Here is a 20,616-nt window from a genome sequence, read left to right as displayed (position 1 = left end):
ACCACCAATGAACGTCGTGGAGCTGGAACGAAGCACTTCCGCCAACCTGGCCAGTCGCTGCAACGCATCCAGGTCGCCAGACCCTTCGTGACGCGCCCTCCGCAAGCTCCGGGCGCTCCTCAGGGAGCAGGGCTGACGCGCCCTCCGCAAGCTCCGGCCGCTCCTCAGGGAGCGGAGCGGGACGCGCCCCTGCCCTCGCGGCTACGCGCCGCGTCACCAACAGACTTCAACTCGACTCCTAGACTTCGATCGAAGTCCATCGGTCGAGTTGGAGTCTGCCGGTCGCCGGCCGGACCGCAGGTGTAGCGGTCTTTTCGGATCAGGGAGCGGGGGTGTGGGCGCAAGATGGTCTCCCGCGCCTCACGATTCCGTGATAGCCGCCTGGCGTTCGGCGACGGTGACGTCGCCGGCCGACCAGTGGGTGGTCGGGACCTCGCGGACGCACACTCGGATGTTCGCGATCGGCGCACCGATCGCACGGTGGGCGGCCGCCGTCAGTTCGCGCATCAGCGCGCGCACCTCGTCGGGTGAACGCCCCTGGGCGATGGTCACATCGATGAACGGCATCTCAACCTCCGGCGATCGTGATGGAGCCCAGCGTGGTGAAGTGCGCTGCGACCCGGCTGCCCGGTTCCACCGCGACGGCGTCGGTCATCCCCCCGGTGAGGACGACCCAGCCCGCTTCCAGGGTGACGCCCCGCGCGCCGAAGGTGTTGGCGGCGAACGCCAATGCCTCGGCAGGATGACCGAGCACCGCTGAACCCGTCGCGGTGGCGACGATGTCACCGTCGACTTCCAACAGGCACGCCTCGAGCCCGAAGTCGACGTCCGCGATGTCGCGGATGACCGGGCCGGTCACGTAGACGCCGGAAGAGTTGTTGTCGGCGACCGCATCCTCGAGGGTGAACTTGAATCCGGAGTACCGGCTGTCGATGATCTCGATGGCGGCCATCGCATAGTCGACCGCGGCGAGTGCTGTGGCCGCGGTGACACCGGGACCGATGAGGGGCCGCCCGAGCACAAAGGCGATCTCCGGCTCGGCGCGCGGATGGATGAGTCGCTCACGCGGAACCGGCAGACCGGCGGGCAGCACCATCGCGTCGGTGAGCCAGGCGACCGACGGTTCGTCGACGCCCATCTGTTTCTGCTTGGCCCGCGATGTCAGGCCCAGCTTGATCCCGGTCACGGTCTCTCCGCGCGAGCGCCGATCGGCGAGCGCGATGTCCTGAGCCGCATAGGCTACGTCGAGGGTCAGGCCCGGCCACTCGTGGTGGATCGAGGTCCGCGCCGTCCGCGAGCGTTCGGCGGCGAGCAGCGTGCCGGCGACGCGGGCCGCACTCCAATCGCCGATTGCGTTGTCTGTCACGTCTTCTCCTGATGGTTCGAGGACACGAGCACTCACGCGCCGGCCAGCACCGCGGTGACGCTGCCAAGTCCGGCGATGGTGGCGACCACGGTGTCCCCCGGTGCGACCGGCACGGCCGCGGTCATCGAACCGGGCAGGACCACGTGGCCCGGTTCGAGGGTGACACCCAGCGGCCCGACCGTGTTCGCCAGCCACACCAGCGAGTTGATAGGGGATCCCAGCACGGCACCACCGGCGCCGGTGTCGACGAGTTCACCGTTCACATGCAGGTTGCAACCGGCCATCCGCAGGTCGACGTCGACGAGAGGCACCGGCCGTCCGCCCAGGATCACCCCGCCCGACGACGCATTGTCGGCGATGGTGTCGAAGATGCCGATCTGCCAGTCGCGGATGCGCGAGTCCACGATCTCCAGTGCGGGGAGCACGAAGTCGACGGCCGCGGCGGCCTCTGCGACCGTGACCCCCGGCCCGCGAAGCGGTTTGGCGAGGACGAAGGCGACCTCTGGCTCGATGCGCGGCTGGATGAAGGTGCCCGCCGGGATCGGGGCGTGCTCGAGATGGAACATGCTCGCGGTGAGGTGCCCGAAGTCCGGCTGGTCGACGCCCATCTGCCGTTGGATGGCGCGGGAGGCCAGTCCGACCTTGTGGCCCTTCACCGCATCGCCGTTCTTCTCCCAGTCCTGAACCTGCGCGAGCGCGATCTCGTACGCGGTCGACAGTGGGTGGCCTGCGAACCGCGAGGCCAGGGGTTCGATCGTGGTGTGGTGGCGGTAGGCGTCGAGGAGTGCCTCGGCGGCGGTGCGGACGAGGTCGGCGTCGTCGGCATGGTCAGTCATGAGCGGCATGGTCTTTCTGGGATGAGGGACAGCGACCGCGGGGTCATCCCGCCACCGCGTGCAGGACGGAGACCTCGCGCTCGGGCAGCCGGATGGGCGTGGACACGTCGCCGGACGAGGTGTTCAGCGCGCGTGACGCGTCGGCGGCGGCCGCGATCACCGCACGCCGGAGTTCGTGTTGGGCCGGGATGAATCTCGTCGCGGGCGCGGTGATCGACATCGCCGCCACGACCACCCCCATCTCGTCGCGGATCGGAGCCGCGACGCAATGCACGTCGGGAACGGCTTCGGCCAGGTCGAAGGCGCACCCCCGACGCAGCACACCCTTCAGTTCGGCCGCCAGTTCGTCCGGGTCCGTGACGGTCGACGACGTGTACCGCCGGAGCTGCTTGTCGGTCACGTTGCGGGCCAGCTGAGCCGGGTCGCAGTGCGCGAGTAGCACTTTGCCGACCGCGCTGCAGTGCGCGTCGAGCTGGGCGCCGATCCGGGCGCCGGACACGTTGATGACGTGATTGCCGAGCACCTTGTCGACGTAGATCACCCGGTAGCGTTCCATGACCGCGAGATGGGTGGTCTCGCCGAACTTCTCCGACAGCGCCTGCAAAGCCGGTGCGGCACAGGATTTGACGTCGACCGTGCCCTGCAACGCCTGGTTCAGCTCGACGACCCGCCAGCCGATGCGGTAGCGGCCGCGGGCGCGGCACTGGAGCAGGCCGATGTCGACCAGTGAGGCCAGCAGCGCGTGTGCGCTCGACCGGGGGACGCCGAGCTCACCCGCGACCTCCGACACACCCCACTCCGGACGTTCGACGGTGAACAGATCCAGCACCGGGCCGATCTTCTGGACGGTCTGCAACGCGGCCATCTCAGGGCCCCACCGTCGACTCGTCACTGAACAACATGGTGGCACCGCCGGTGGCGAAGTTCGCGACATCGCCGGCCGCGGCTTGCCCCTCGGGCGAGCCGAGTGCCTGCCCAAGAGACTCTTTTGAATCGAAGTACAGCTCGGCCACACTGTACGAGGCGGGTTCGGTGCCGTCGAGGGACTCGCATTTGCCTGCGGCGAACCGCCGCAGTCCGGGGATGCGGCGAACCAGCTCGGCATGCTCGTTCTCGTAGTGCCGGTCGAAGGCCGCCGGGTCGAGCGGGTGTCCGTAGATCACGGTGAGTCGGTACATGGCTTGCCTTTCGGGTTCGAGCGGGATGTCACGACGCTGCAGTGGTCGCCACGGGTGCCGCCACGGTGAATTCCTCGCGGAAGATGAGACGGGGCGCCATCCGGCGACGTTTGAGCGCCCGGACTCCGGCCTCGATCATGGCCGGTGGGCCACACAGGTACGCGCTCAGCCCTTTACAGCTCCGGAAGTCCTCGACGACCGCGTCGGTGACCATCCCGGTCGACCCATCCCATTGCTCCTCGCTCAGGACGGGCCGGTAGTGGAAGTTGCCGTGCTCGGCCTCGAGGTCGCGGAAGAAGTCGACGTCGTAAAGGTCGTCGCGGCGTCGGCCACCGTGGTAGAGGTACAGCTCGGGGACCAGACCGTGATCGAGCGCATGTCGGGCGATCGACTTGAGTGGGGCGAGTCCGGTGCCCCCACCGATGAGGATGGCCGGTTCGCTCTGTTCGCGGACGAGGTGGAACTGGCCCAGCGGTCCACGGAGTCCCACCCGCTCCCCCACCGACAGCGCGCTGAAGATCCAACCGTCCGTTGCCCTTCCACCGACGGTGCGCTTGACGTGGAACTCCAGGCGCTTCGGTTCCGACGGCTGGTTGGCCATCGAATACTGACGTCCGAGACCGGTACCGGGGATCTGCAGTTCCGCGTACTGACCGGCGTTGAACGACATCGGTTCATCCAGGTCGACGACGAGTCGCCGCGTGTCGGTGGCGATGTCGTCCAGGGCGACGACGGTGCCGTCGAAATCGCGCAGCGGATGCCGTGGTGCGCCATCGTCCGACGCGGTGCCCAGTGGTTCGACGACCAGATCGGAGCACGGCGTGGCCAGACAGCCCAGCGCCAGGCCGGCACACCGTTCGGCCGGCGTCAGCGTGTACTCGGGCGAATCATTGTGCGCCACCTGGCCGTCGAGTACCCGCACCTTGCAGGTCCCGCAGGTACCCTGCGTGCAGGAGTGCGGGAGCCACTCCCCCGCACGTAGGACCGCGTCGAGAACCGACTGGTCGTCGGCGACCTCGAACGGGGTGTCCGAGCCCTGGATACGAACCCGATGTGTGCTGGTCACGGCTCAGACCTCCCACTTCACGTGGAGCTCCTTGGGACCGCGGAAGCCCCAGCCCCAGAAGTTGACCTCGTGGTCGGTGTCTCGCTCGATGTTCGGGATCGTCTCCAGCAGTTCCTCGAGCGCGATCCGGATCACGTTGTTCGCGAAATGGGTTCCGGCACAGGCATGGACGCCGCCACCGAAGGTCATGTTCGGGATCACGGCCCGGTCGAGGTCGTAGGCGGTCGGGGCGTCGTAGGCGTTCTCGTCCTGATTCGCCGACCCGTAGGACAGCATCACCACGGAGTTCTGCGGGATCGTCACACCGCCGACGACGACCTCGTCGGTGGCGATCTTCGCGGCCGCCGACCAGATCGGCGCGACCCACCGCATACCCTCACCGACCGCCCTGGGGATGAGGCCGGGATCGTCGACGACCCGCTCCAGCTGTTCCGGCCGGCTGAACAGACCGGCGAGTGTGGTCGCCATCGCATGTCCCGGCTCCTGCATCGCCCCGAGAAGGAACACATACAGGTTGGGGTAGATGACGTCGCGGCTGCGCGTCTGGCCTTCCGGCATCCCGTCGTGGAGCCAGTGCGAGATCGCGCTGTGATCCGGGTTGACGATCCACTCGTCGATCTTGGGGTCGACGTGCGCGATGATCTCGGCCTTCGCCTCGTCCCCCGGGACGAAGCCGTCGGGATTGGCGAACTCGCCGTCGGGCGTCATCGCGGAGTTGGTGAACGAGCCGCTGAGCTTGTGGAACCACTCCCGCAGTTTGTCCGTGCTCACATCTCCGAGGCCCAGCAGGTCGCCGAGGGCACGGACACTGACCGGTTCGCAGTACTCGGCGACGATGTCGGCCGAACCGTTGTCCTCGATCCGCTCCAGCAGTTCGCGTGCGAACGGACGCACCAGATCGTCGATGTAGTCGTCGACAGCCGACGGTTGCAGATGCGGCTCGACCATGTCGCGCAGGTCGCGATGCTCGGGGCCGTTCGAGTTGAGCAGCGCACCGTGGCCGAACGTGCGTCCGCCGGCCGGGGAGATCACCGCAGGCCAGGTGTCCGAGTCCTTCGCGATCTGCATGCAGAGTTCGCGGGTCGAGACGATGTACATCCCGAGTGACGGCACGAACGCCACCGGCGCCTCCTTTCGGAGCCGCTCGTAGAAGGGGTACGGATCGGCCTCCAGCTCGGCCATCGTGATCTCTTCGACGAACTTCGGGGTGACCTCGTGGGAGGGCTGTACTGCGGTCATGTGACTCTCCGTTGTCGTTCCGGATATCTGTTGTCTGGGGCCGGCTCGTTCGGTCATGCCGCCGGCCACGTCGGCGATGTCTTGTGATCTGGAACACTATGGGTGGAGGTGGTGGGAGAGAATGACTGCGAATGCACCGATGGATGACTCCGCGCGCACCGCCGGATCCGTGGAACTGAGCACCCGCGAGCTTGCGAGTGCCGAGGGCCGGGTGCGGTGGGCCGAGGCCCTCGACGCCACCTTCTGCGAGATGGACATCGACTGGCCCCAGGACCGACGCCCGTTCACCGCACAGATCGTCGCCCGACCCGTCGGCGCCCTGTCGGTCAGCGTGGTCCGCGCCGATCCGCACACCGTCGTGCGCACGCCGGCGATGATCGAATCCGATCCGGCCGACGACTATCTGCTGTGCCTCATCACCCAGGGGGCCGCGACGATCTCACAGGGTGAGCGCACCGGATTGCTGGAACACGGCGCCTTCGGGATCATCGACGCCACTGCACCTTTCGTCGTCAGTGGCGCAACCGAGTTCGAGCAGATCGTCGTGCGCGCCCCGCGGGAACAGCTCATCGCGCGGGCAACCCACGACGTCGTCGACGACGCGACGGGCCGGGCCATCGCGGTCGACTCGGGCATCGGACGGCTGGTGTCGAACTTCCTGGTCGATGTCGCGGCCCAGGTCCAGGGCATCTCCGTGCCGTCGTCGAGCACGGTGGCGAGCGCGGTCCTCGACATGGTCGCCGGCGCGATGACCGAGCAGGTCTCACCCCGCACCGCGACCGACCGGATACACGCCGCCGACCTCCGCGCGGTCCAGAACGCGATGGCCGATCACATCCACGATCCCGACCACACCATCGCACTGGTGGCCGCAGAGCTCGGGATGTCGGTGCGCTACGTCCACAAGCTGTTCAGCACGACCGGCACCACACCTCGGGCGTGGCTCTACGCCCGGCGGCTCGACCGGGCCCGTAACCTGCTCGTCCAGAGCGATCTGGGCGTCGCCGACATCTGCGCACAGGTCGGGTTCCGCGACCCGTCGCACTTCAGTCGTGCGTTCAGCCGGACCTTCGGGGTCAGCCCGTCCCGGTACCGGACCATCGCGCCCTGAGCGGCGCCCTCCCTAGGATGGTCGGTACGCGACCGCAGGAAGGGCCCATGACGACCAGCGACATCGACCGCAGTGCTCGATTCACCCGTTCCGAGTCCATCCACATCGACGCCACGCCGCAGCAGGTCTGGGATCTGGTGACCGACATCGCTCGCACCGGCGAGTGGAGCCCGATCTGCAAGGCGTGCTGGTGGAAGGAGCCCGCGACCGGACCGGAGGTGGGCGCGTGGTTCTTCGGCCGCAACGAGACACCCGAGCGGGTGTGGGAGACCCAGTCGCGGGTGGTCGCCGCACAGGAGCCCATCGAGTTCGCCTGGATGGTCAACGGCGACGCCGTGCGGTGGTCGTACACGATCGAACCCGACGACGACGGGACGACGCTGACCGAATCGTGGGCCGTGCAGCCGGCCGGGTTCGAGCTGTTCGCGCAGCGGTTCGGGGACGACGCCGACGCCCAACTCGAGCAGCGCCGCGACGCCGCGTTGTCGGGGATCCCGGTCACCCTCGCGGCGATCAAGGAGATCGTCGAACGCGTCTCTGCTCCCTGATCCGGAAGAACGACCTGGCCCCGCTCCCTGAGGAGCGAGCTTGCGAGCGTCACGAAGGGTCCCGCAAGGCGTCTCACCAGGCCCTTCGAGGCTCGTCGCTTGCGCTCCTCGCACCTCAGGGAGCAGTAGTTGGGCTCGCTCCTAGCACAAACAGGCTCTTTCGGATCAAGGAGCGCAGGCTCTACGAGCTGGCCACCTGCGAGTCCTGCCGACCCCACGCCGGCGACTTCTCGATCGCGCCGATGATCTGGGGCCGGAGCTCGTCGGCCTGGATGACCGCGTCGACCGAACCGACCTCGACGGCGCGTCGGATGCTGTGCACCGCGTCGAACTCCGCGGCGATCTCGCTGATCTTCTCCGCGCGCACCGACTGACGCAGATCGGCCAGCTCGGCGTTGAGCCGTGAGCGGTCGGGGCCGGTGGCCTGTGCGGTCTCCGCCTCGAGTTCGCGCACCCGTGCGTCGGCACTGACCCGCTTGGCCACGTCGCCGGCGAAGACCACCGCCGCCGCGGGGGCACCGCCGAGCACCGACGCGAACGACCCGTCGATCGCGAGCACGGTCATGTTGGGGTTCAACGCCTTCGAGAACACCACGAATGCACCACCGTGGTAGCGCGAGATCACGCAGAACACGATGGGGCCCTCGAAGTTCACGATGGCCCGCCCGATCTCCGCGCCGTACTCCAGCTGGAGCTTGCGCAACGACTCCGGCGATCCGTCGAACCCGGACAGGTTGGCCAGCACCACGAGCGGTCGGTTTCCGCTGGCCACGTTGATCGCGCGCGCCGCCTTCTTCGACGACTGCGGGAACAGCGTGCCGGCCGTGTAGGTGTCGGGACCGTCCGTGGGGGTGTATCCCCGGCGCGGCACCTCCCTCGACTCGATACCCAACAGGCACACCGGGATTCCGCCCATGTGCAGATCGCACACGACCGCGGTCTCCGCGTCGGCCATCCCCGCCCAGCGCTCCAGCACCGGGTGGTCCTGGTCGGCGACGGCGCGGATCACCGTGCGGATGTCGAAGGGCTTCTTGCGGTCCGGGTTGGTGGCCGCCGAGAAGATCTGTCCGACCGTGGTGAAGTCGCTGCCCGCCAGGACGTGCGGGTAGTCGGAGATGTCGCGGTCCACCGGGTCGCTCGTGATCGCGCGACGCGGGGTCTGCTCGCCCGACGCCACGTAGGTGTGCTCGTAGTGAGCCATCAGAAGATCCCGTGCGGCACCGAGATTCGGCGCCCAGTACTGCGCCTGACCGTTGGGGCCCATGACGCGGTCGTAACCGCCGATGCCGAAGTTGTCCTCCGCCGACACACCGCCGGAGAAGTCCAGCGACTGCTTGCCGGTGAGCACCATGGCCGACTCCGGTGTCATCACGAGGATGCCCTTGGTGTGCATGAGCATCGTCGCCTCGGCGTTCCAGTACGGCTGCCCGCCCACGTTGATCCCCGCCACGACGATGTTGATCTCACCGCCGGCCTGCGTGAACTCGACGATGCGCTTCAGCGCCCGGGCGATCCAGTCCATGTTCTCCGTGCCGGAATCCATGGAGATCCGCGCGCCTGAGGAGAGTGCGTACCACTCGAGCGGGACCTGCATCTGCTCGGCGAGGTCGAGCGCCGCGACCAGCCGGCTGCACTCCGGTTCCGCCAGTGCGCCCAGCGATTTCGTCGGGTCGCCGAGCAGGACCACGCGGGTGACACCGCGCGGGTACTTCTCGGTCGGGGTGGTGACCACACCGGCGACGATCGCCGCGGAGTTGCGACCCTTGGCCCGGTCGACCGGCACCAGACGCTGCTCGGCGTCGAGGTCGTACTCGGTGAAATCGCCCAGGATGGCGGCCAATTCGTACGGATAGACGGTGTTGCGCTTCGCTGCCCGCAGCACCTTCTGGCGGTACTCGTCGACCGGTTCGATCGGCTCGTCGGTCGGGTCGACTACCCGGACGTCGAACCCGCCGGTCGGGTTGACCGAGAAATGGACCGACACCTTGCTCAGCTCGCCGGTGTCGCGGTCGCGGCGACGCGCGATGAGCTGGACCTCTTCGAGCCCCACTCCCTGTGTCGTGCCGCGGATGTGGTCGGCGATCGCGTCGAGGACGTCGGCGTCGACGTCGATCGGCGGCCACACGTACATGATGATCCGGTTGGCGCTGGACAGGTTGGTGGAACCGCGCTGCGCGCGCCGGATCGAGTCGACGCACGACGCGAGCGCCGCCTCGGCGGTCGGCAGCGTCAGCAGGCGGCCGTCCTGGTCGCGCAGTGCGGTCAGGTCGCGGACCTGAGCGAAGGCGACGAGACGGCGATCCGACGCGTTCTCCCGTGCGACACAACGGAAGAGGTAGACCTCTTCGTCGTCCGACGACGGCAGTCGGGTGAGGTCGAACTTGCGGAGCCGTTCCATCTGCATGCGCTGCGCGATGTAGGGGTGCAGTCCGCGGATCAGGCGTTCCTCGGCCATACCGGTCGCCGACGGCCGGAAGGTCACGTGGTGATGCATCCGCGCATCGGCACTGCCGGCGACCGTGATGGTGACGCGGTGCACCTGCGGCGGAAGCGAACTGGTGGCGACGATGTCGTGCAGTGTCCCGGCGAGCACGTCGAAGTCGTCGGGTTGCTGCTCCCACGCCAGGTAGATGTCGGCATCGACCGCGGCGGTGTCGCGGGCGAGTTCGGCGAGTCCGCCGATCGTCGCCGGCAGGGCGTCGAAACCGACTGCGGCCGAAGCGATGTCACCGGCATCTCGCCGGGCGACCACGAATGTCGCACCGCCGGCCTGCCGGGTCCGGATGTCGGCGAGGCCGCGGTTGCCGTAGTAGCGCCGGGTCAGCACCTCGAGCATCACCGTGTTGTCGGCGTGCCGTTCGATGCGCTGGCCGAGAAGCCGGACGAGCGGTTCGGTGCTGCGCACCATGTCGTCGATGCGGCTGGTGCGGTCGGCGGCGTCGGGGTTCTCGTCGAGGTACTTGAGCTGTTTGCGCACATTGCTGTAGACGCGGGCGCGGTCACGCAGCAGCAGCGGCTGGCCGTACCAGGCGTAGATGACGCCGCGGGCGAGGTCGGCGACGGCCGGGAAGCGGACCTGGGTGGCGGCGACGAGGCGGTCGAGGGCGGTGCCCACCGCGTCGCGCAGTTCGTCGCGCGGGGTCGGCTCGTCGAGCCATTCCAACAGCAGCGAGCTGATCACCGCGGCCGAGTCGTTCGGGTTCTGCAGCGCGAGGAAGATCCGGAACACTGCGGCCTCGAGCTCCGGGGTGCGCTCGAGGTCGGTCACGCCGTAGTGGCTGAGCGCGCGGCTCAGCTGGTCGTGGAACGCCGCGGGCAGCCCGTCGCGTTCGACGTCCAGACTCTGCAGGTAGGTGTGGAAGTTCTCGCGTGCGCTGTGCACGTGCTCGACACCGACGTCATGACTCGACGGCCGGTTCTGGCTCAGCTCGGCCAGGTCGGCGAACACCGTCACCAGTTCGAGCTCGTCGGCCAGCGGACGACGGCCGCTGTCGAACGCGGCGCGCCGGACGGCGAGGTACTCGTCGAGCAGGCGCATCCGGTGGTTCGGGTCGACGTCGAAGCCGAGCAGCTGGCTGCGGAGGTCTTCCTGACTGCGGGTGGTGCGTTCGGTGGGATCGACCTCGAGCTCGGCAGGCAGCTCCAGGTCGACGGCGTCGGCGGCCACCTCCTCGACGGCGTCGTCCTCGTCGTCGGCGAGCGGTTCGAGGCGCATCAGGGTCGCGCCCGTCTCCACCTGGGTGCCGACCGACACCGCGCACTCCTTGACACGTGAGCGCACCGGCGCGCGCAGGACGGTCTCCATCTTCATGCTCTCCAGCACGAGGATGGGGGCGCCCGCGTCGACCTCGTCGCCGGCCTGCAGCGGCGTCGCGACGACGAGCGCCGGCGCGGGCGAGCGCACCACACCGCCCTCGTCGCGGCTGACGCGGTGGGTGACGCCGTCCACGTCGACGAGGTGGATCGGCCCGTGGGTGTCGGTGAGCAGGCGGTAGCGCACCCGGTTGACCACGAGCTGCGCGGCGTGCTCGTCGAAGCGTTCGAGGTCGACATCGGCGGTCCGGATCTCGCCCGGCGCCTCGATGGTCACGCGGAAGCGATGCGCGCCGATGGCCCCGACCCGGACGCGATACGCGACGCCGCGCAGCTTCAGATCGAGCGGACGGCCGCTGTCGTGCTGCACCTGCGGACGACCGCCGGAGGCCGTCGACATCAGCCGCTGCCGCTCGACGAGTTCCTCTTCCTCGTACGCGTCGATGGCGGCGGCGATCAGCGCGATCGCCGAGTGCCGGTTGGCGACGAGGCCGCCCTCGGCACGCACGCGGTCGATCCAGCCGGTGTCCGCGCTCCCGTCGATGACCTGCGGCTGCGCGAGCAGCTCCAGCACGAAGCTCTTGTTGGTCGCGCCGCCGGCGATGATCACGCGGGTCTCGCGCATGGCCCGGCGGAGGCGGCCGAGTGCCTCGTCGCGGTTCCGTCCGTAGGCGATGATCTTGGCGATCATCGAGTCGAAGTCGGCGGGGATGGTGTCGCCTTCGCTGACCCCGGTGTCGACGCGGATGCCCGGCCCGGCGGGCAGCTCGAGCAGGTCGATACGGCCGGGCGCGGGGGCGAAGTCGCGGTCGGGATCCTCGGCGTTGAGGCGGGCTTCGATGGCATGCCCGCGCTCGACCGGGGGCTCACCCTCGAGGCGGCCGCCCGACGCCACGTGCAGCTGGGCACGGACCAGGTCGAAGCCGGTCGTCGCCTCGGTGATGGGGTGTTCCACCTGCAGGCGGGTGTTGACCTCGAGGAACGCGAGCAGGTTCTCGCCCGGGTGGTAGAGGAACTCGACGGTGGCCGCGCCGCGGTATCCCACGGCCACGGCGAGCCGCTCGGCCGACGCCTTGAGCTCGGCGACCCGGTCGGCGGGAAGTACCGGCGACGCGGATTCCTCGATGATCTTCTGGTTGCGTCGCTGAACCGAGCAGTCGCGGACGCCCAGCGCCCACGCGGTGCCCTGGCCGTCGGCGATGACCTGGACCTCCACGTGGCGCGCGCCGGTGACGAGTCGTTCGAGGAACACCACGCCACTACCGAAGGCGCGCTCGGCCTCCTCGCGGGTGCGGGTGTAGGCGTCCCGGAGATCGGCATCGCTGGTGACCTTGCGGATGCCGCGGCCGCCACCGCCGGCGGTGGCCTTCAGCATCAGCGGGTAGCCGATCTGGGCTGCCGCGGCCACGGCCTCGTCGAGAGTGTCCACACCGCCGCGGCTCCACGCCGCCACCGGCACGCCCACTTCCTCGGCGATCAGCTTGGCGCCGATCTTGTCGCCCAGTTTGCGCATCGCCTCGGCCGACGGCCCGACGAAGGTGACGCCGATGCGGTCGCAGAGTTCGGCGAACAGCGGATCCTCGGCCACGAAGCCCCAACCGACCCATGCCGCGTCGGCACCGGTCTCCAGCAGGGCGTGCTCGAGCACCTTCATGTTCAGGTACGGACGCGACGCGGCAGGCCCGAGGTCGTATGCGACGTCCGCCTCACGTACGAACGTGGCATTGCGATCCACGTCGGTGTGCAGCGCGATGACCTCGATGGGTTGCCCGGTCTCTTCCGAGAGGCCCCGAACGGCGTGGATGAGCCGCATCGCGGCCTCACCTCGGTTCACGATGGCGATACGAGAAAACAACACCGGCTCCATTCACGTCGTCGTCGTGCGGTTGAAGGTCCGCAGGTACGGTACAGCGCAGCGGCCCAGCTCAGTGGCGATCCGGGACGCGCGGGGTGGTTCGACGCTGTGATTCTTACGAGTCAAATCGCTACGCGCGAGTACGGCGCGTCGCGAGGTGGGTGAAACCACGCGATCCGGACTTCAGGCGGCCTTTTCGCGCAACCGTCAGGCTTCTCGAAGCACGGGCACCTCGGCGACAGTCGCCGGGAAGAACGGCATCGAACCCGAGTCGGGGTCGACCCGGGCTGCGGTGGCATTACAGAGCGCGTGCTCTGTTAGAGTTTCGTCATGCCTCGTCCTCGCAGGCACGACCTCGAGCAGTTGATGGATGCGGCCGAGGGCTTGGCGGTCCGGGCCGGCCCTGCGGCGGTGACGGTTCGTGCGCTGTCGGAGCTCACCTCGATGTCCAACGGCGCGATCTATCACGCGTTCGGGTCGCGCGCGGGTCTCGTGGGAAGGGTGTGGTTGCGCGCTGCCGAGCAATTCCTCGCCGCTCAGCGCGAAGCGGTCGACGCGGTCCTCACCGGCGGCGACGGCCGCAGTGACTCCGCAGTCGAAGCCGTCGTCGTCGCCGCGGATGCGCCCGCACGGTTCTTGCTCGAAGCTCCTGTGCGGGGTGGCTTCCTACTCACGGTCGATCGCGGAGAACTGCTTGGGTCCGATGACCTTCCCGACGACCTCGCGAGGGAGCTCCGCGGTCTCGACCGGTCGTTGACGTCGTTGTTCGTCGAGTTGTCCCAGGCGGTCTGGCAGCGCGCAGACCGTGACGCCGTGTCCGTCATCAGAGACTGCGTGGTCGAACTTCCGACTGCATTGCTTCTGCGCGGCAGGAGAACCCCCGATGCCGCAACCCGCGAACGCATTGCAACGGCGGTCCGCGCCGTATTGTCCCTCACCCCAACCGAACCATCGCATCAGTCCACTTCTTCGCGAAAGGACCCGTCATGACAGCTTCACTGGACTATCGGGACGACATCGCCATCCTGACCATCGGCGACGACGAGAACCGGTTCTCCCCCGATTGGCTCGACGCCGTCGGTTCACTCCTCAACGACGCCGAGGCGAACGCCAAAGGCCTGATCACCGTGGGCGACGGCAAGTTCTACTCCAATGGTCTGGACCTGGACTGGCTCATCGCCAACGGCGATCGAGCCGACTGGTACGTCGAGGCCGTGCAAACGCTGCTCGCGCGCATCCTCACGTTCTCGCTGCCGACCGTTGCAGCGGTCAACGGTCACGCCTTCGGGGCGGGAGCGATGTTCGCCATCGCTCATGACTTCCGGATCATGCGCGCCGACCGCGGTTACTACTGCTTCCCGGAAGTGGACATCAACATCCCGTTCACCCCCGGGATGGCCGCGCTCATCCAGGCCAAGCTCTCCCCCCGATCTGCGCTCACCGCGATGAGCACCGGCCACCGGTACGGCGCCGCCGAAGCTCTGGACGCCGGCTTGATCGACGGCACTGCGGCCGAGGGGGAGATTGTCGGGGCAGCCCTGGAGACGCTGTCTCCGATTGTCGGCAAGGACCGGGCGACCCTCGGGGCCATCAAGTCGACGATGTTCGAGTCGGTGACGACGGCATTGCGGCATGGCCGAGCTCGATCATGACAGAACGATCCAGGCTGCTGACGTGTCAGGCAACCCCGAAGACCCCGGCCACCGTCGGGTTCGACTGATCAGATCCCGAGATCCGGCGCCTGCCCGTACTCCTCGTCGGTGACCGGTTGCAGCCACTGCACGACATCGTGGTCGTCGTCGCCCTCGTTGATCGCGAGATGGACCATCAGGCGCGTGGGGGCGGCTCCGTGCCAGTGCTCCTCGTCGGCTTCGAAGAGGACGCGATCGCCGGGGCGGATGACCTCGATGGGGCCACCGCGCCGCTGGCACAGGCCGATCCCCTCGGTGACGAAGACCGTCTGGCTGAGCGGGTGCCGGTGCCAGTGCGTCCGCGCCCCCGGCATGAAATGGACGAGGCTTGCCGACACCCGGGACGGCGGTGGCGAGGCGGCCGCCGCATCGATGTAGACGTCGCCGGTGAACCAGTCGCCGGGACCTTTGACGGTGTCGATGGAACTGCGAGTGATCTTCATGCTGAACACCTTTCGTTTGCCGTGAGGGTACCGACCGAGGTCAGACGGTGAGCAGTACCTTGGTCGCGCGGCGCTCGTCCATGGCGCGGTATCCCTCGGCGGCGTCGTCGAGCGGGAGGGCGAGGTCGAAGACCTTGCCGGGATCGATCTCCCGCGTCCAGATGAGGTCGATCAGGTCGGGCAGGAAGCGTCGGACCGGGGCGGGTCCGCCGTGCAGGTGGACGCCGGAGAAGAACAGCTCCAGGCCGGGGAGTTCGACGTCGTGCGAGACGCCGACGTAACCGACGTGGCCGCCCGGCCGGGTCGACCGGATGGCCTGCATCATCGACTCCTGCGTGCCGACGGCTTCGATGACCGAATGCGCACCGAGCCCGTCGGTGAGCTCCTTGATACGTGCCACGCCCTCGTCGCCCCGTTCGGACACGATGTCGGTCGCCCCGAACTCGCGCGCAAGCGCCTGCCGGTCCGCGTGCCTGCTCATCGCGATGATGCGTTCGGCGCCCAGGTGTTTCGCGGCCAGCACACCGAGCAGTCCGACCGCGCCGTCGCCGACGACGGCCACGGTCTTACCCGGACCCACCTCAGCCGCCACGGCACCGAACCAACCGGTGCCGAGCACGTCCGACGCCGCGAGCAGCGACGGGATGAGGTCGGCATCCGGCTGACCGGGTGTTGCCACGAGCGTGCCGTCGGCGTGCGGAATCCGGGCGTATTCGGCCTGCGTACCGAGGGCGCCCATCGGCTCGGCGTGCACACACCGGGACTGATAGCCGGCACGGCAGATCTCGCACGTGTTGTCCGAGGCGAAGAACGAACCCACCACGAAGTCGCCCACCTTGATCGACGACACCTGGTCGCCGACCTCGGTGACGGTGCCGACGTACTCGTGGCCCATCGGCGCGTGATCGACGTCTTCGATGCCGCGGTACGGCCACAGATCCGACCCGCAGACGCAGGTCGCGGCGACCTTGATGATCGCGTCGGTCGGTTCCTGGATGGTCGGGTTCTCGCGATCGTCCACCCGGATGGTGCCGGGGGCATCCATGATCACTCCGCGCATGTGTTCTCCTCGTCAGTCGGTTCCGCCACCTGCTCGCCTCACGAGACGAGCACGACGGCAGATGCGGTCACCCATCAAGGCAACCGCATGCGTCGCGTCCGCGACAGTTCCTGTCGGGAGGTGTACTGACAGGGCACCCCTGCACGCTTCCGACCGTCCTACGCTGGGCACATGGACAACCGAGCCGAGGTCCGCGAATTCCTGATGTCGCGACGCGCGAAGATCTCGCCCGAGACCGCAGGGCTCCCGGCCGGCGGTAATCGCCGCGTACCCGGTCTTCGACGCAGCGAGGTGGCGACCCTCGCCGGGGTGAGCGTCGAGTACTACTCCCGCCTGGAACGGGGCACCATCGCCGGTGCGTCGTCGTCGGTTCTCGAATCACTCGCGCGAGCCCTGCAACTCGACGACACGGAGCGCGCCCACCTTCTCGACCTCGCCCGGGCCGCCGACGGGATACCCGCCTCCGGACGGCCGAGGCGTCGTTCGGCGAAGGCCACGGCCTCTCGCCACAGCCTGACCTGGGCACTCGCCGCCATCACCGACGCCGTCGCCTTCGTGCGCGACTCGCATCAGGACCTGCTGGCCACCAATGCCCTCGGCCGCGCCTTCTATTCGCCGGTCATCGGCGACGGCGGCCGCACGCCGAACCTGGCCCGCTTCCAGTTCCTCGATCCGGCGAGCCGCGACTTCTATCCGGACTGGGAATTGTTCGCCGAGATGTGCGTCGCCATCATGCGGGCCGAGGCGGGACGCGATCCGCACGACAAGGCGCTCCAGGATCTGGTGGGTGAATTGTCCACGCGCAGTGACACTTTCCGCGCACTCTGGGCCGCGCACAACGTCCGGACACACGGCACCGGGACGAAACGCTTCCACCACCCGGTGGTCGGCGAACTGACCCTGGCCTACGAGGAACTCGCCGTCACCGCCGATCCCGGGACGATCCTGATGATCTACACCGCCGAGCCCGGCTCCCCCAGCGCGGAACGCCTGCAATTGCTCGCTTCCTATGCGGCCAGTGAGGTCGCCGGCTTCTGAGTCGCGCGTCAGTCAGATCCTGCCGGTCCGGCCGTTCCGCTGATAAAACGCCTTGCGTCGTGCTAGATGTTACAGAGATACAAACACTGTGTCATTGTCACACCGCACGACTCCGACGAGGTGCAGCCCCACCATGTTGAACCCAGAAGTATTGCAGGACAGCCTTTCCCTGGTCATCGACGACGAACAGAAGTTGATGCTCGACTTCTACGACCGATTGTTCACCGAACATCCGGAGGTCCGGCCGATGTTCGGCGCCGATCTCCAACCACAGGCCACAATGCTGCAGCAGGCCATAGCGGCGGTCCTCGACCGCCTCGACGACGCCGAGTGGCTCGGCCGCACGCTCGGCGCACTGGGACGCCGGCACAACGATCTCGGCGTGACGCCCGAGATGTACGGCTGGGTGGCTGATGCGCTCATCGCGACGATGGCCGAGCGCGGCGGCGCGGAGTGGACCGACGAGATGACCACCGCCTGGTCCGATGCTCTCGGTGCGGTCGCCGGCCTGATGCTCGACGCGTATCCCGCCGTCGCCGACTGAACGAGTCCGGCAACTCACCACGACTCCGGGTCGGCAGGGCGGGCGCAGGCCCGCCCGCCGACCCGGACGTTTTAATGCGCGCCTGGACACCTGCTGCCGTTCCGTTTGACGACCGCACACGGGCGATCGATAATCGATAATCGATAGCAACGTCTACGAAAGGTGCGGGTCATGGTCAGTGTGCGGAACGTGAGAGGCGGAACGGGGCTTGATCCGATCATCGACGAGGTGAACGAGATCCTCGACGCCATCTTCAGCAACGCGCGGCGAACCAGCAAGGATTTCTTCGACAACTTCAGCAGGGATCCGAAACCCATCATCCTGGCCGAGTGGCTCGCGACGCGCGCGTGGCGGGAGATCGACTACGTATTCCTACTGAACGCTGAGATCCAGCGCTATGGAATGGGTTTCGAGCGGAAGCACGTCACACTGCTCGCGAAACAGGCCTTTCAGGAGGCTGAGCACTACGAGCTGGTCGGCAACGCGGTGGAGTCGCTGGGCGGTACGGTCCCGACCTCGGTCCCTGCGGACAGTCTCCAGTGGAGCGAGTTTCTCTGGGACTGTCTCGACCGCCATCCACTGGCTGCGATCGCCGCGTGGAATGCGTCCGAGACTTCGGCAACCGGCAGTCTCGAACCGACATTCCTCGCTGGTGAACAACACGGCTTCGACGAGGTCGTGCGGGTGCATCGAAAGATCGAGATCGACGAGAAGTTCCACGTGGGGCTCGGAAGGCAGATTCTCGCGCGGTATGCCCGCACGGACGAGGACCGGAAAGAGATTCTCCGAGCCATGCGCGGAATGCACGACATCGCTCTGCACATGTTCAGGCCCGAAACCGCCACCCGTCTGATGACTCCCCAGCCATGAGTGCGGTTTCGAAACGCGAATGCGACAGCGGCCGGGCTGGGCTCACCGTGAAACGCCGGTCATGCGACCTCAACGCCCGGGATGCGGGAAGTATGCAGACGCGACTGAGAGTTGCTTCGAAACGGCGAGAAGCCGACGACATCGTGAGTCTCGAGTTGTGCGCTGATGACGGGTCGGAGCTGCCGAGCTGGACACCCGGTGCGCATATCGAACTCGAACTGGCAGACGACCTCGTCCGCCAGTACTCGCTGTGCGGCGCGCCGGGGGACAAACGTACGTGGAGAATTGCGGTCCTACGCGAACAGGCCAGCCGTGGCGGGTCCAAGATCATCCACGAGAAGCTGGAGCGGGGTCATGTCGTGTCGGCGCGGGGGCCGCGCAACAACTTCCAGCTCGTGGACGCAGCACGCTACATCTTCGTCGCCGGCGGCATCGGGATCACGCCACTTCTGCCGATGATCCACGAGGCGGCCAGGCGTGGAAGGTCCTGGACGGTCGTGTACGGCGGGCGGACCCGCAACTCGATGGCCTTCGTCGATGAACTGCGAGGACTCCTCGGGGGAGACCTGCACGTGTTGCCCCAGGATGAGTACGGCTTGCTCGACTTCGAGGAGTTCCTGAGCGAACCGTTGCAGGACACGGCCGTCTATTGCTGTGGGCCCGGACCGTTGATCGATGCGGTCGAGCAGTGCTGTGCCGCTTGGCCATCGCCCGCCTTACATCGCGAACGCTTCGCGCCGAGTTCAGCTCCCGCCCGGCCGGCCGGTGAGTTCGAAGTACGGCTGGCGAGGACAGGAAGAACACTCCGGGTGCCGGCAGATCGAGACCTCCTCGAGATCCTCGAAGAGGCCGGACTGGCAATCGACAACTCCTGTCGCGCGGGCATCTGTGGCACCTGCGAGGTCCGGGTTGTCGGCGGTGTCCCGGAGCACAACGACGACATCCTCGATGACGAGGAGCGGTCGTCGAACGAAGTCATCTTGCCGTGTGTGTCGCGATCGAAGTCGTCGGTCCTGGTACTCGACATCTGATGAGGAGGAGTGCGGCTCGGCCACACGGTCCTGTCTCCATCGCCGTCGGCGCGCGCGAAGTTCCGATCTCACTGCGAGGGTCGAGTGTGTCGGAGCAAACGATGCCCGCGCGTACCAGCGGTTCTCCGACCGGTGCGACCCGGAGCAGGATGATTCCGTATCTTGAGACCATGCCTGCGAGTCACCAGACGGGCCTGCGTCGAACACTCAGTCAACAGATCCGCGATACGCTCGTGCACCAGATCGTGTTCGGGGAGCTGGGGCCCGGCGAGCGTCTGGTCGAGACAAAGGTCGCGGCTCAGTTCGGAACGAGTCAGGCTCCGGTCCGCGAGGCACTGCGCGAGCTCGAGGCCTTCGGACTGGTCGAGATCAAGCCGCGTCGCGGTACTTTCATCCGGTCCTCCATCAGAGAGGCGCTGCGGGAGAGCTACGTCCTTCGGGCCGCGTTGGAGGAAACTGCCACACGACTGGTCTTGTTGACTGGTTCGGTGCCCATTGATCACCTCGAGCGGGACATCGCGGAGATGTATCGAATGGCCGAAAAGAAAGACGTCGAAGCAGTCGGAGTGCAGACCGTCGCATTCCACCGACACATCATAGAAGCTGCCGGCAACGATCTCATAGCTCGCACCTGGGAGAATCTCCAGATCGAGGCGTGGACGTCGGTGACGATGTTGGCGTCCACTCCCGAGCTGACCACGATCGCCGACGACCATCAGGCCCTTCTCGACTCGCTGACCAGCGGGGACTTCGACATCGCCTGCAACCTGGCGCGGCAGCACCAATGGGGCTACGCCGAGCTACCGCACGATCCCTCTCGCGCCTGAAGGCCACGCAGCGCAGAGTACTACCTCGCTTCGGATTCTCCGCACGGCCGAGTTTCCGCCGAAATCCGTTGTCTCTCTTACACGGTCACTGAACGACCAA

At 67.5% G+C, this 20,616-nt stretch carries 19 protein-coding genes; 9 read left to right on the top strand and 10 right to left on the bottom strand.

What is annotated here, in order from left to right:
• Positions 1-360 precede the first annotated feature (360 nt).
• Genes ACFUEJ_RS08445 through ACFUEJ_RS08415 form a run of 7 tightly spaced genes read right to left on the bottom strand, consistent with a single transcriptional unit; the run spans position 361 to position 5,685 of the window.
• Positions 361-567: a tautomerase family protein gene (locus ACFUEJ_RS08445; protein WP_058249708.1), complete on the bottom strand. Its 207-nt coding sequence runs from the start codon at positions 565-567 to the stop codon at positions 361-363.
• A 1-nt stretch (position 568) separates the two neighbouring features.
• Positions 569-1,366: a 2-keto-4-pentenoate hydratase gene (locus tag ACFUEJ_RS08440; protein WP_388028643.1), complete on the bottom strand. Its 798-nt coding sequence runs from the start codon at positions 1,364-1,366 to the stop codon at positions 569-571.
• Positions 1,367-1,398: 32 nt separating this feature from the next.
• A complete protein-coding gene (locus ACFUEJ_RS08435) occupies positions 1,399-2,202 on the bottom strand; it encodes a 2-keto-4-pentenoate hydratase (protein WP_226514132.1) in 804 nt (267 codons plus the stop codon).
• A gap of 43 nt (positions 2,203-2,245) precedes the next feature.
• Positions 2,246-3,067 carry an IclR family transcriptional regulator gene (locus ACFUEJ_RS08430; RefSeq protein WP_065632481.1) on the bottom strand — a complete coding sequence of 274 codons (822 nt, stop codon included), beginning with the start codon at positions 3,065-3,067 and terminating at the stop codon, positions 2,246-2,248.
• A gap of 1 nt (position 3,068) precedes the next feature.
• Positions 3,069-3,380 (bottom strand): EthD family reductase, encoded by a 312-nt coding sequence (locus ACFUEJ_RS08425; protein ID WP_065632480.1) that lies wholly within the window; start codon positions 3,378-3,380, stop codon positions 3,069-3,071.
• A 28-nt stretch (positions 3,381-3,408) separates the two neighbouring features.
• Positions 3,409-4,446, bottom strand: a complete 1,038-nt coding sequence (locus ACFUEJ_RS08420) for an NADH:ubiquinone reductase (Na(+)-transporting) subunit F (RefSeq protein ID WP_388028639.1) — start codon at positions 4,444-4,446, stop codon at positions 3,409-3,411.
• 3 nt (positions 4,447-4,449) lie between these two features.
• Entirely contained in the window at positions 4,450-5,685 is a 1,236-nt protein-coding gene (locus ACFUEJ_RS08415) for a cytochrome P450 (RefSeq protein ID WP_388028637.1), read from the bottom strand.
• A 121-nt stretch (positions 5,686-5,806) separates the two neighbouring features.
• Here ACFUEJ_RS08415 and ACFUEJ_RS08410 point away from each other — a divergent pair, with 121 nt between their 5' ends.
• Together ACFUEJ_RS08410 and ACFUEJ_RS08405 are read left to right on the top strand one after the other, a co-directional pair.
• Positions 5,807-6,796 (top strand): AraC family transcriptional regulator, encoded by a 990-nt coding sequence (locus ACFUEJ_RS08410; protein WP_065632477.1) that lies wholly within the window; start codon positions 5,807-5,809, stop codon positions 6,794-6,796.
• Positions 6,797-6,843: 47 nt separating this feature from the next.
• Entirely contained in the window at positions 6,844-7,344 is a 501-nt protein-coding gene (locus ACFUEJ_RS08405; protein WP_068970806.1) for an SRPBCC family protein, read from the top strand.
• Between the two features lie 181 nt (positions 7,345-7,525).
• On the opposite strand, the gene ACFUEJ_RS08400 is transcribed toward ACFUEJ_RS08405, so the two are convergent.
• Entirely contained in the window at positions 7,526-13,024 is a 5,499-nt protein-coding gene (locus ACFUEJ_RS08400; RefSeq protein WP_068970805.1) for a carboxyl transferase domain-containing protein, read from the bottom strand.
• 318 nt (positions 13,025-13,342) lie between these two features.
• Between ACFUEJ_RS08400 and ACFUEJ_RS08395 the strand changes: the two genes are divergently transcribed.
• Positions 13,343-14,002: a helix-turn-helix domain-containing protein gene (locus tag ACFUEJ_RS08395; protein WP_068970804.1), complete on the top strand. Its 660-nt coding sequence runs from the start codon at positions 13,343-13,345 to the stop codon at positions 14,000-14,002.
• Positions 13,999-14,664: an enoyl-CoA hydratase-related protein gene (locus ACFUEJ_RS08390; RefSeq protein WP_065632473.1), complete on the top strand. Its 666-nt coding sequence runs from the start codon at positions 13,999-14,001 to the stop codon at positions 14,662-14,664. The genes ACFUEJ_RS08395 and ACFUEJ_RS08390 overlap by 4 nt, the downstream gene beginning before the upstream one ends.
• Positions 14,665-14,732: 68 nt before the next feature.
• On the opposite strand, the gene ACFUEJ_RS08385 is transcribed toward ACFUEJ_RS08390, so the two are convergent.
• Both ACFUEJ_RS08385 and ACFUEJ_RS08380 read right to left on the bottom strand, forming a co-directional pair.
• Positions 14,733-15,146, bottom strand: coding sequence for a cupin domain-containing protein (locus ACFUEJ_RS08385; RefSeq protein ID WP_065632591.1), 414 nt, complete (start codon positions 15,144-15,146; stop codon positions 14,733-14,735).
• A 40-nt stretch (positions 15,147-15,186) separates the two neighbouring features.
• Complete coding sequence (locus tag ACFUEJ_RS08380) at positions 15,187-16,206, bottom strand: zinc-dependent alcohol dehydrogenase family protein (RefSeq protein ID WP_065632472.1); 1,020 nt, start codon at positions 16,204-16,206, stop codon at positions 15,187-15,189.
• A 171-nt stretch (positions 16,207-16,377) separates the two neighbouring features.
• Between ACFUEJ_RS08380 and ACFUEJ_RS08375 the strand changes: the two genes are divergently transcribed.
• The 5 genes from ACFUEJ_RS08375 (at position 16,378) to ACFUEJ_RS08355 (ending at position 20,516) form a co-directional block, all read left to right on the top strand.
• Positions 16,378-17,244 (top strand): helix-turn-helix transcriptional regulator, encoded by an 867-nt coding sequence (locus tag ACFUEJ_RS08375; RefSeq protein WP_388028629.1) that lies wholly within the window; start codon positions 16,378-16,380, stop codon positions 17,242-17,244.
• Positions 17,245-17,377: 133 nt separating this feature from the next.
• Positions 17,378-17,788, top strand: coding sequence for a globin domain-containing protein (locus ACFUEJ_RS08370; RefSeq protein ID WP_388028626.1), 411 nt, complete (start codon positions 17,378-17,380; stop codon positions 17,786-17,788).
• 171 nt (positions 17,789-17,959) lie between these two features.
• Complete coding sequence (locus ACFUEJ_RS08365; protein WP_259937670.1) at positions 17,960-18,658, top strand: hypothetical protein; 699 nt, start codon at positions 17,960-17,962, stop codon at positions 18,656-18,658.
• Between the two features lie 143 nt (positions 18,659-18,801).
• Complete coding sequence (locus ACFUEJ_RS08360; RefSeq protein ID WP_311199338.1) at positions 18,802-19,689, top strand: PDR/VanB family oxidoreductase; 888 nt, start codon at positions 18,802-18,804, stop codon at positions 19,687-19,689.
• 170 nt (positions 19,690-19,859) lie between these two features.
• A complete protein-coding gene (locus ACFUEJ_RS08355; protein WP_259937672.1) occupies positions 19,860-20,516 on the top strand; it encodes a GntR family transcriptional regulator in 657 nt (218 codons plus the stop codon).
• Positions 20,517-20,616: the final 100 nt, after the last annotated feature.

This window comes from Gordonia sp. NPDC057258 (assembly GCF_042668985.1).
Classification (GTDB): domain Bacteria; phylum Actinomycetota; class Actinomycetes; order Mycobacteriales; family Mycobacteriaceae; genus Gordonia; species Gordonia hongkongensis.
The sequence above is the reverse complement of the archived record's forward strand: the minus strand, read 5'-3'. Positions and strand labels throughout refer to the sequence as shown.

Bases quoted from the DNA above. Each gene is read 5' to 3' on its own strand.
- ACFUEJ_RS08445 (WP_058249708.1), bottom strand. From the start codon at position 567: ATGCCGTTCATCGATGTGACCATCGCCCAGGGGCGTTCACCCGACGAG.
- ACFUEJ_RS08435 (WP_226514132.1), bottom strand. From the start codon at position 2,202: ATGACTGACCATGCCGACGACGCCGACCTCGTCCGCACCGCCGCCGAG.
- ACFUEJ_RS08430 (WP_065632481.1), bottom strand. From the start codon at position 3,067: ATGGCCGCGTTGCAGACCGTCCAGAAGATCGGCCCGGTGCTGGATCTG.
- ACFUEJ_RS08425 (WP_065632480.1), bottom strand. From the start codon at position 3,380: ATGTACCGACTCACCGTGATCTACGGACACCCGCTCGACCCGGCGGCC.
- ACFUEJ_RS08415 (WP_388028637.1), bottom strand. From the start codon at position 5,685: ATGACCGCAGTACAGCCCTCCCACGAGGTCACCCCGAAGTTCGTCGAA.
- ACFUEJ_RS08410 (WP_065632477.1), top strand. From the start codon at position 5,807: ATGACTGCGAATGCACCGATGGATGACTCCGCGCGCACCGCCGGATCC.
- ACFUEJ_RS08405 (WP_068970806.1), top strand. From the start codon at position 6,844: ATGACGACCAGCGACATCGACCGCAGTGCTCGATTCACCCGTTCCGAG.
- ACFUEJ_RS08400 (WP_068970805.1), bottom strand. From the start codon at position 13,024: ATGGAGCCGGTGTTGTTTTCTCGTATCGCCATCGTGAACCGAGGTGAG.
- ACFUEJ_RS08395 (WP_068970804.1), top strand. From the start codon at position 13,343: ATGCCTCGTCCTCGCAGGCACGACCTCGAGCAGTTGATGGATGCGGCC.
- ACFUEJ_RS08390 (WP_065632473.1), top strand. From the start codon at position 13,999: ATGACAGCTTCACTGGACTATCGGGACGACATCGCCATCCTGACCATC.
- ACFUEJ_RS08385 (WP_065632591.1), bottom strand. From the start codon at position 15,146: ATGAAGATCACTCGCAGTTCCATCGACACCGTCAAAGGTCCCGGCGAC.
- ACFUEJ_RS08380 (WP_065632472.1), bottom strand. From the start codon at position 16,206: ATGCGCGGAGTGATCATGGATGCCCCCGGCACCATCCGGGTGGACGAT.
- ACFUEJ_RS08375 (WP_388028629.1), top strand. From the start codon at position 16,378: ATGGACAACCGAGCCGAGGTCCGCGAATTCCTGATGTCGCGACGCGCG.
- ACFUEJ_RS08370 (WP_388028626.1), top strand. From the start codon at position 17,378: ATGTTGAACCCAGAAGTATTGCAGGACAGCCTTTCCCTGGTCATCGAC.
- ACFUEJ_RS08365 (WP_259937670.1), top strand. From the start codon at position 17,960: ATGGTCAGTGTGCGGAACGTGAGAGGCGGAACGGGGCTTGATCCGATC.
- ACFUEJ_RS08355 (WP_259937672.1), top strand. From the start codon at position 19,860: ATGCCTGCGAGTCACCAGACGGGCCTGCGTCGAACACTCAGTCAACAG.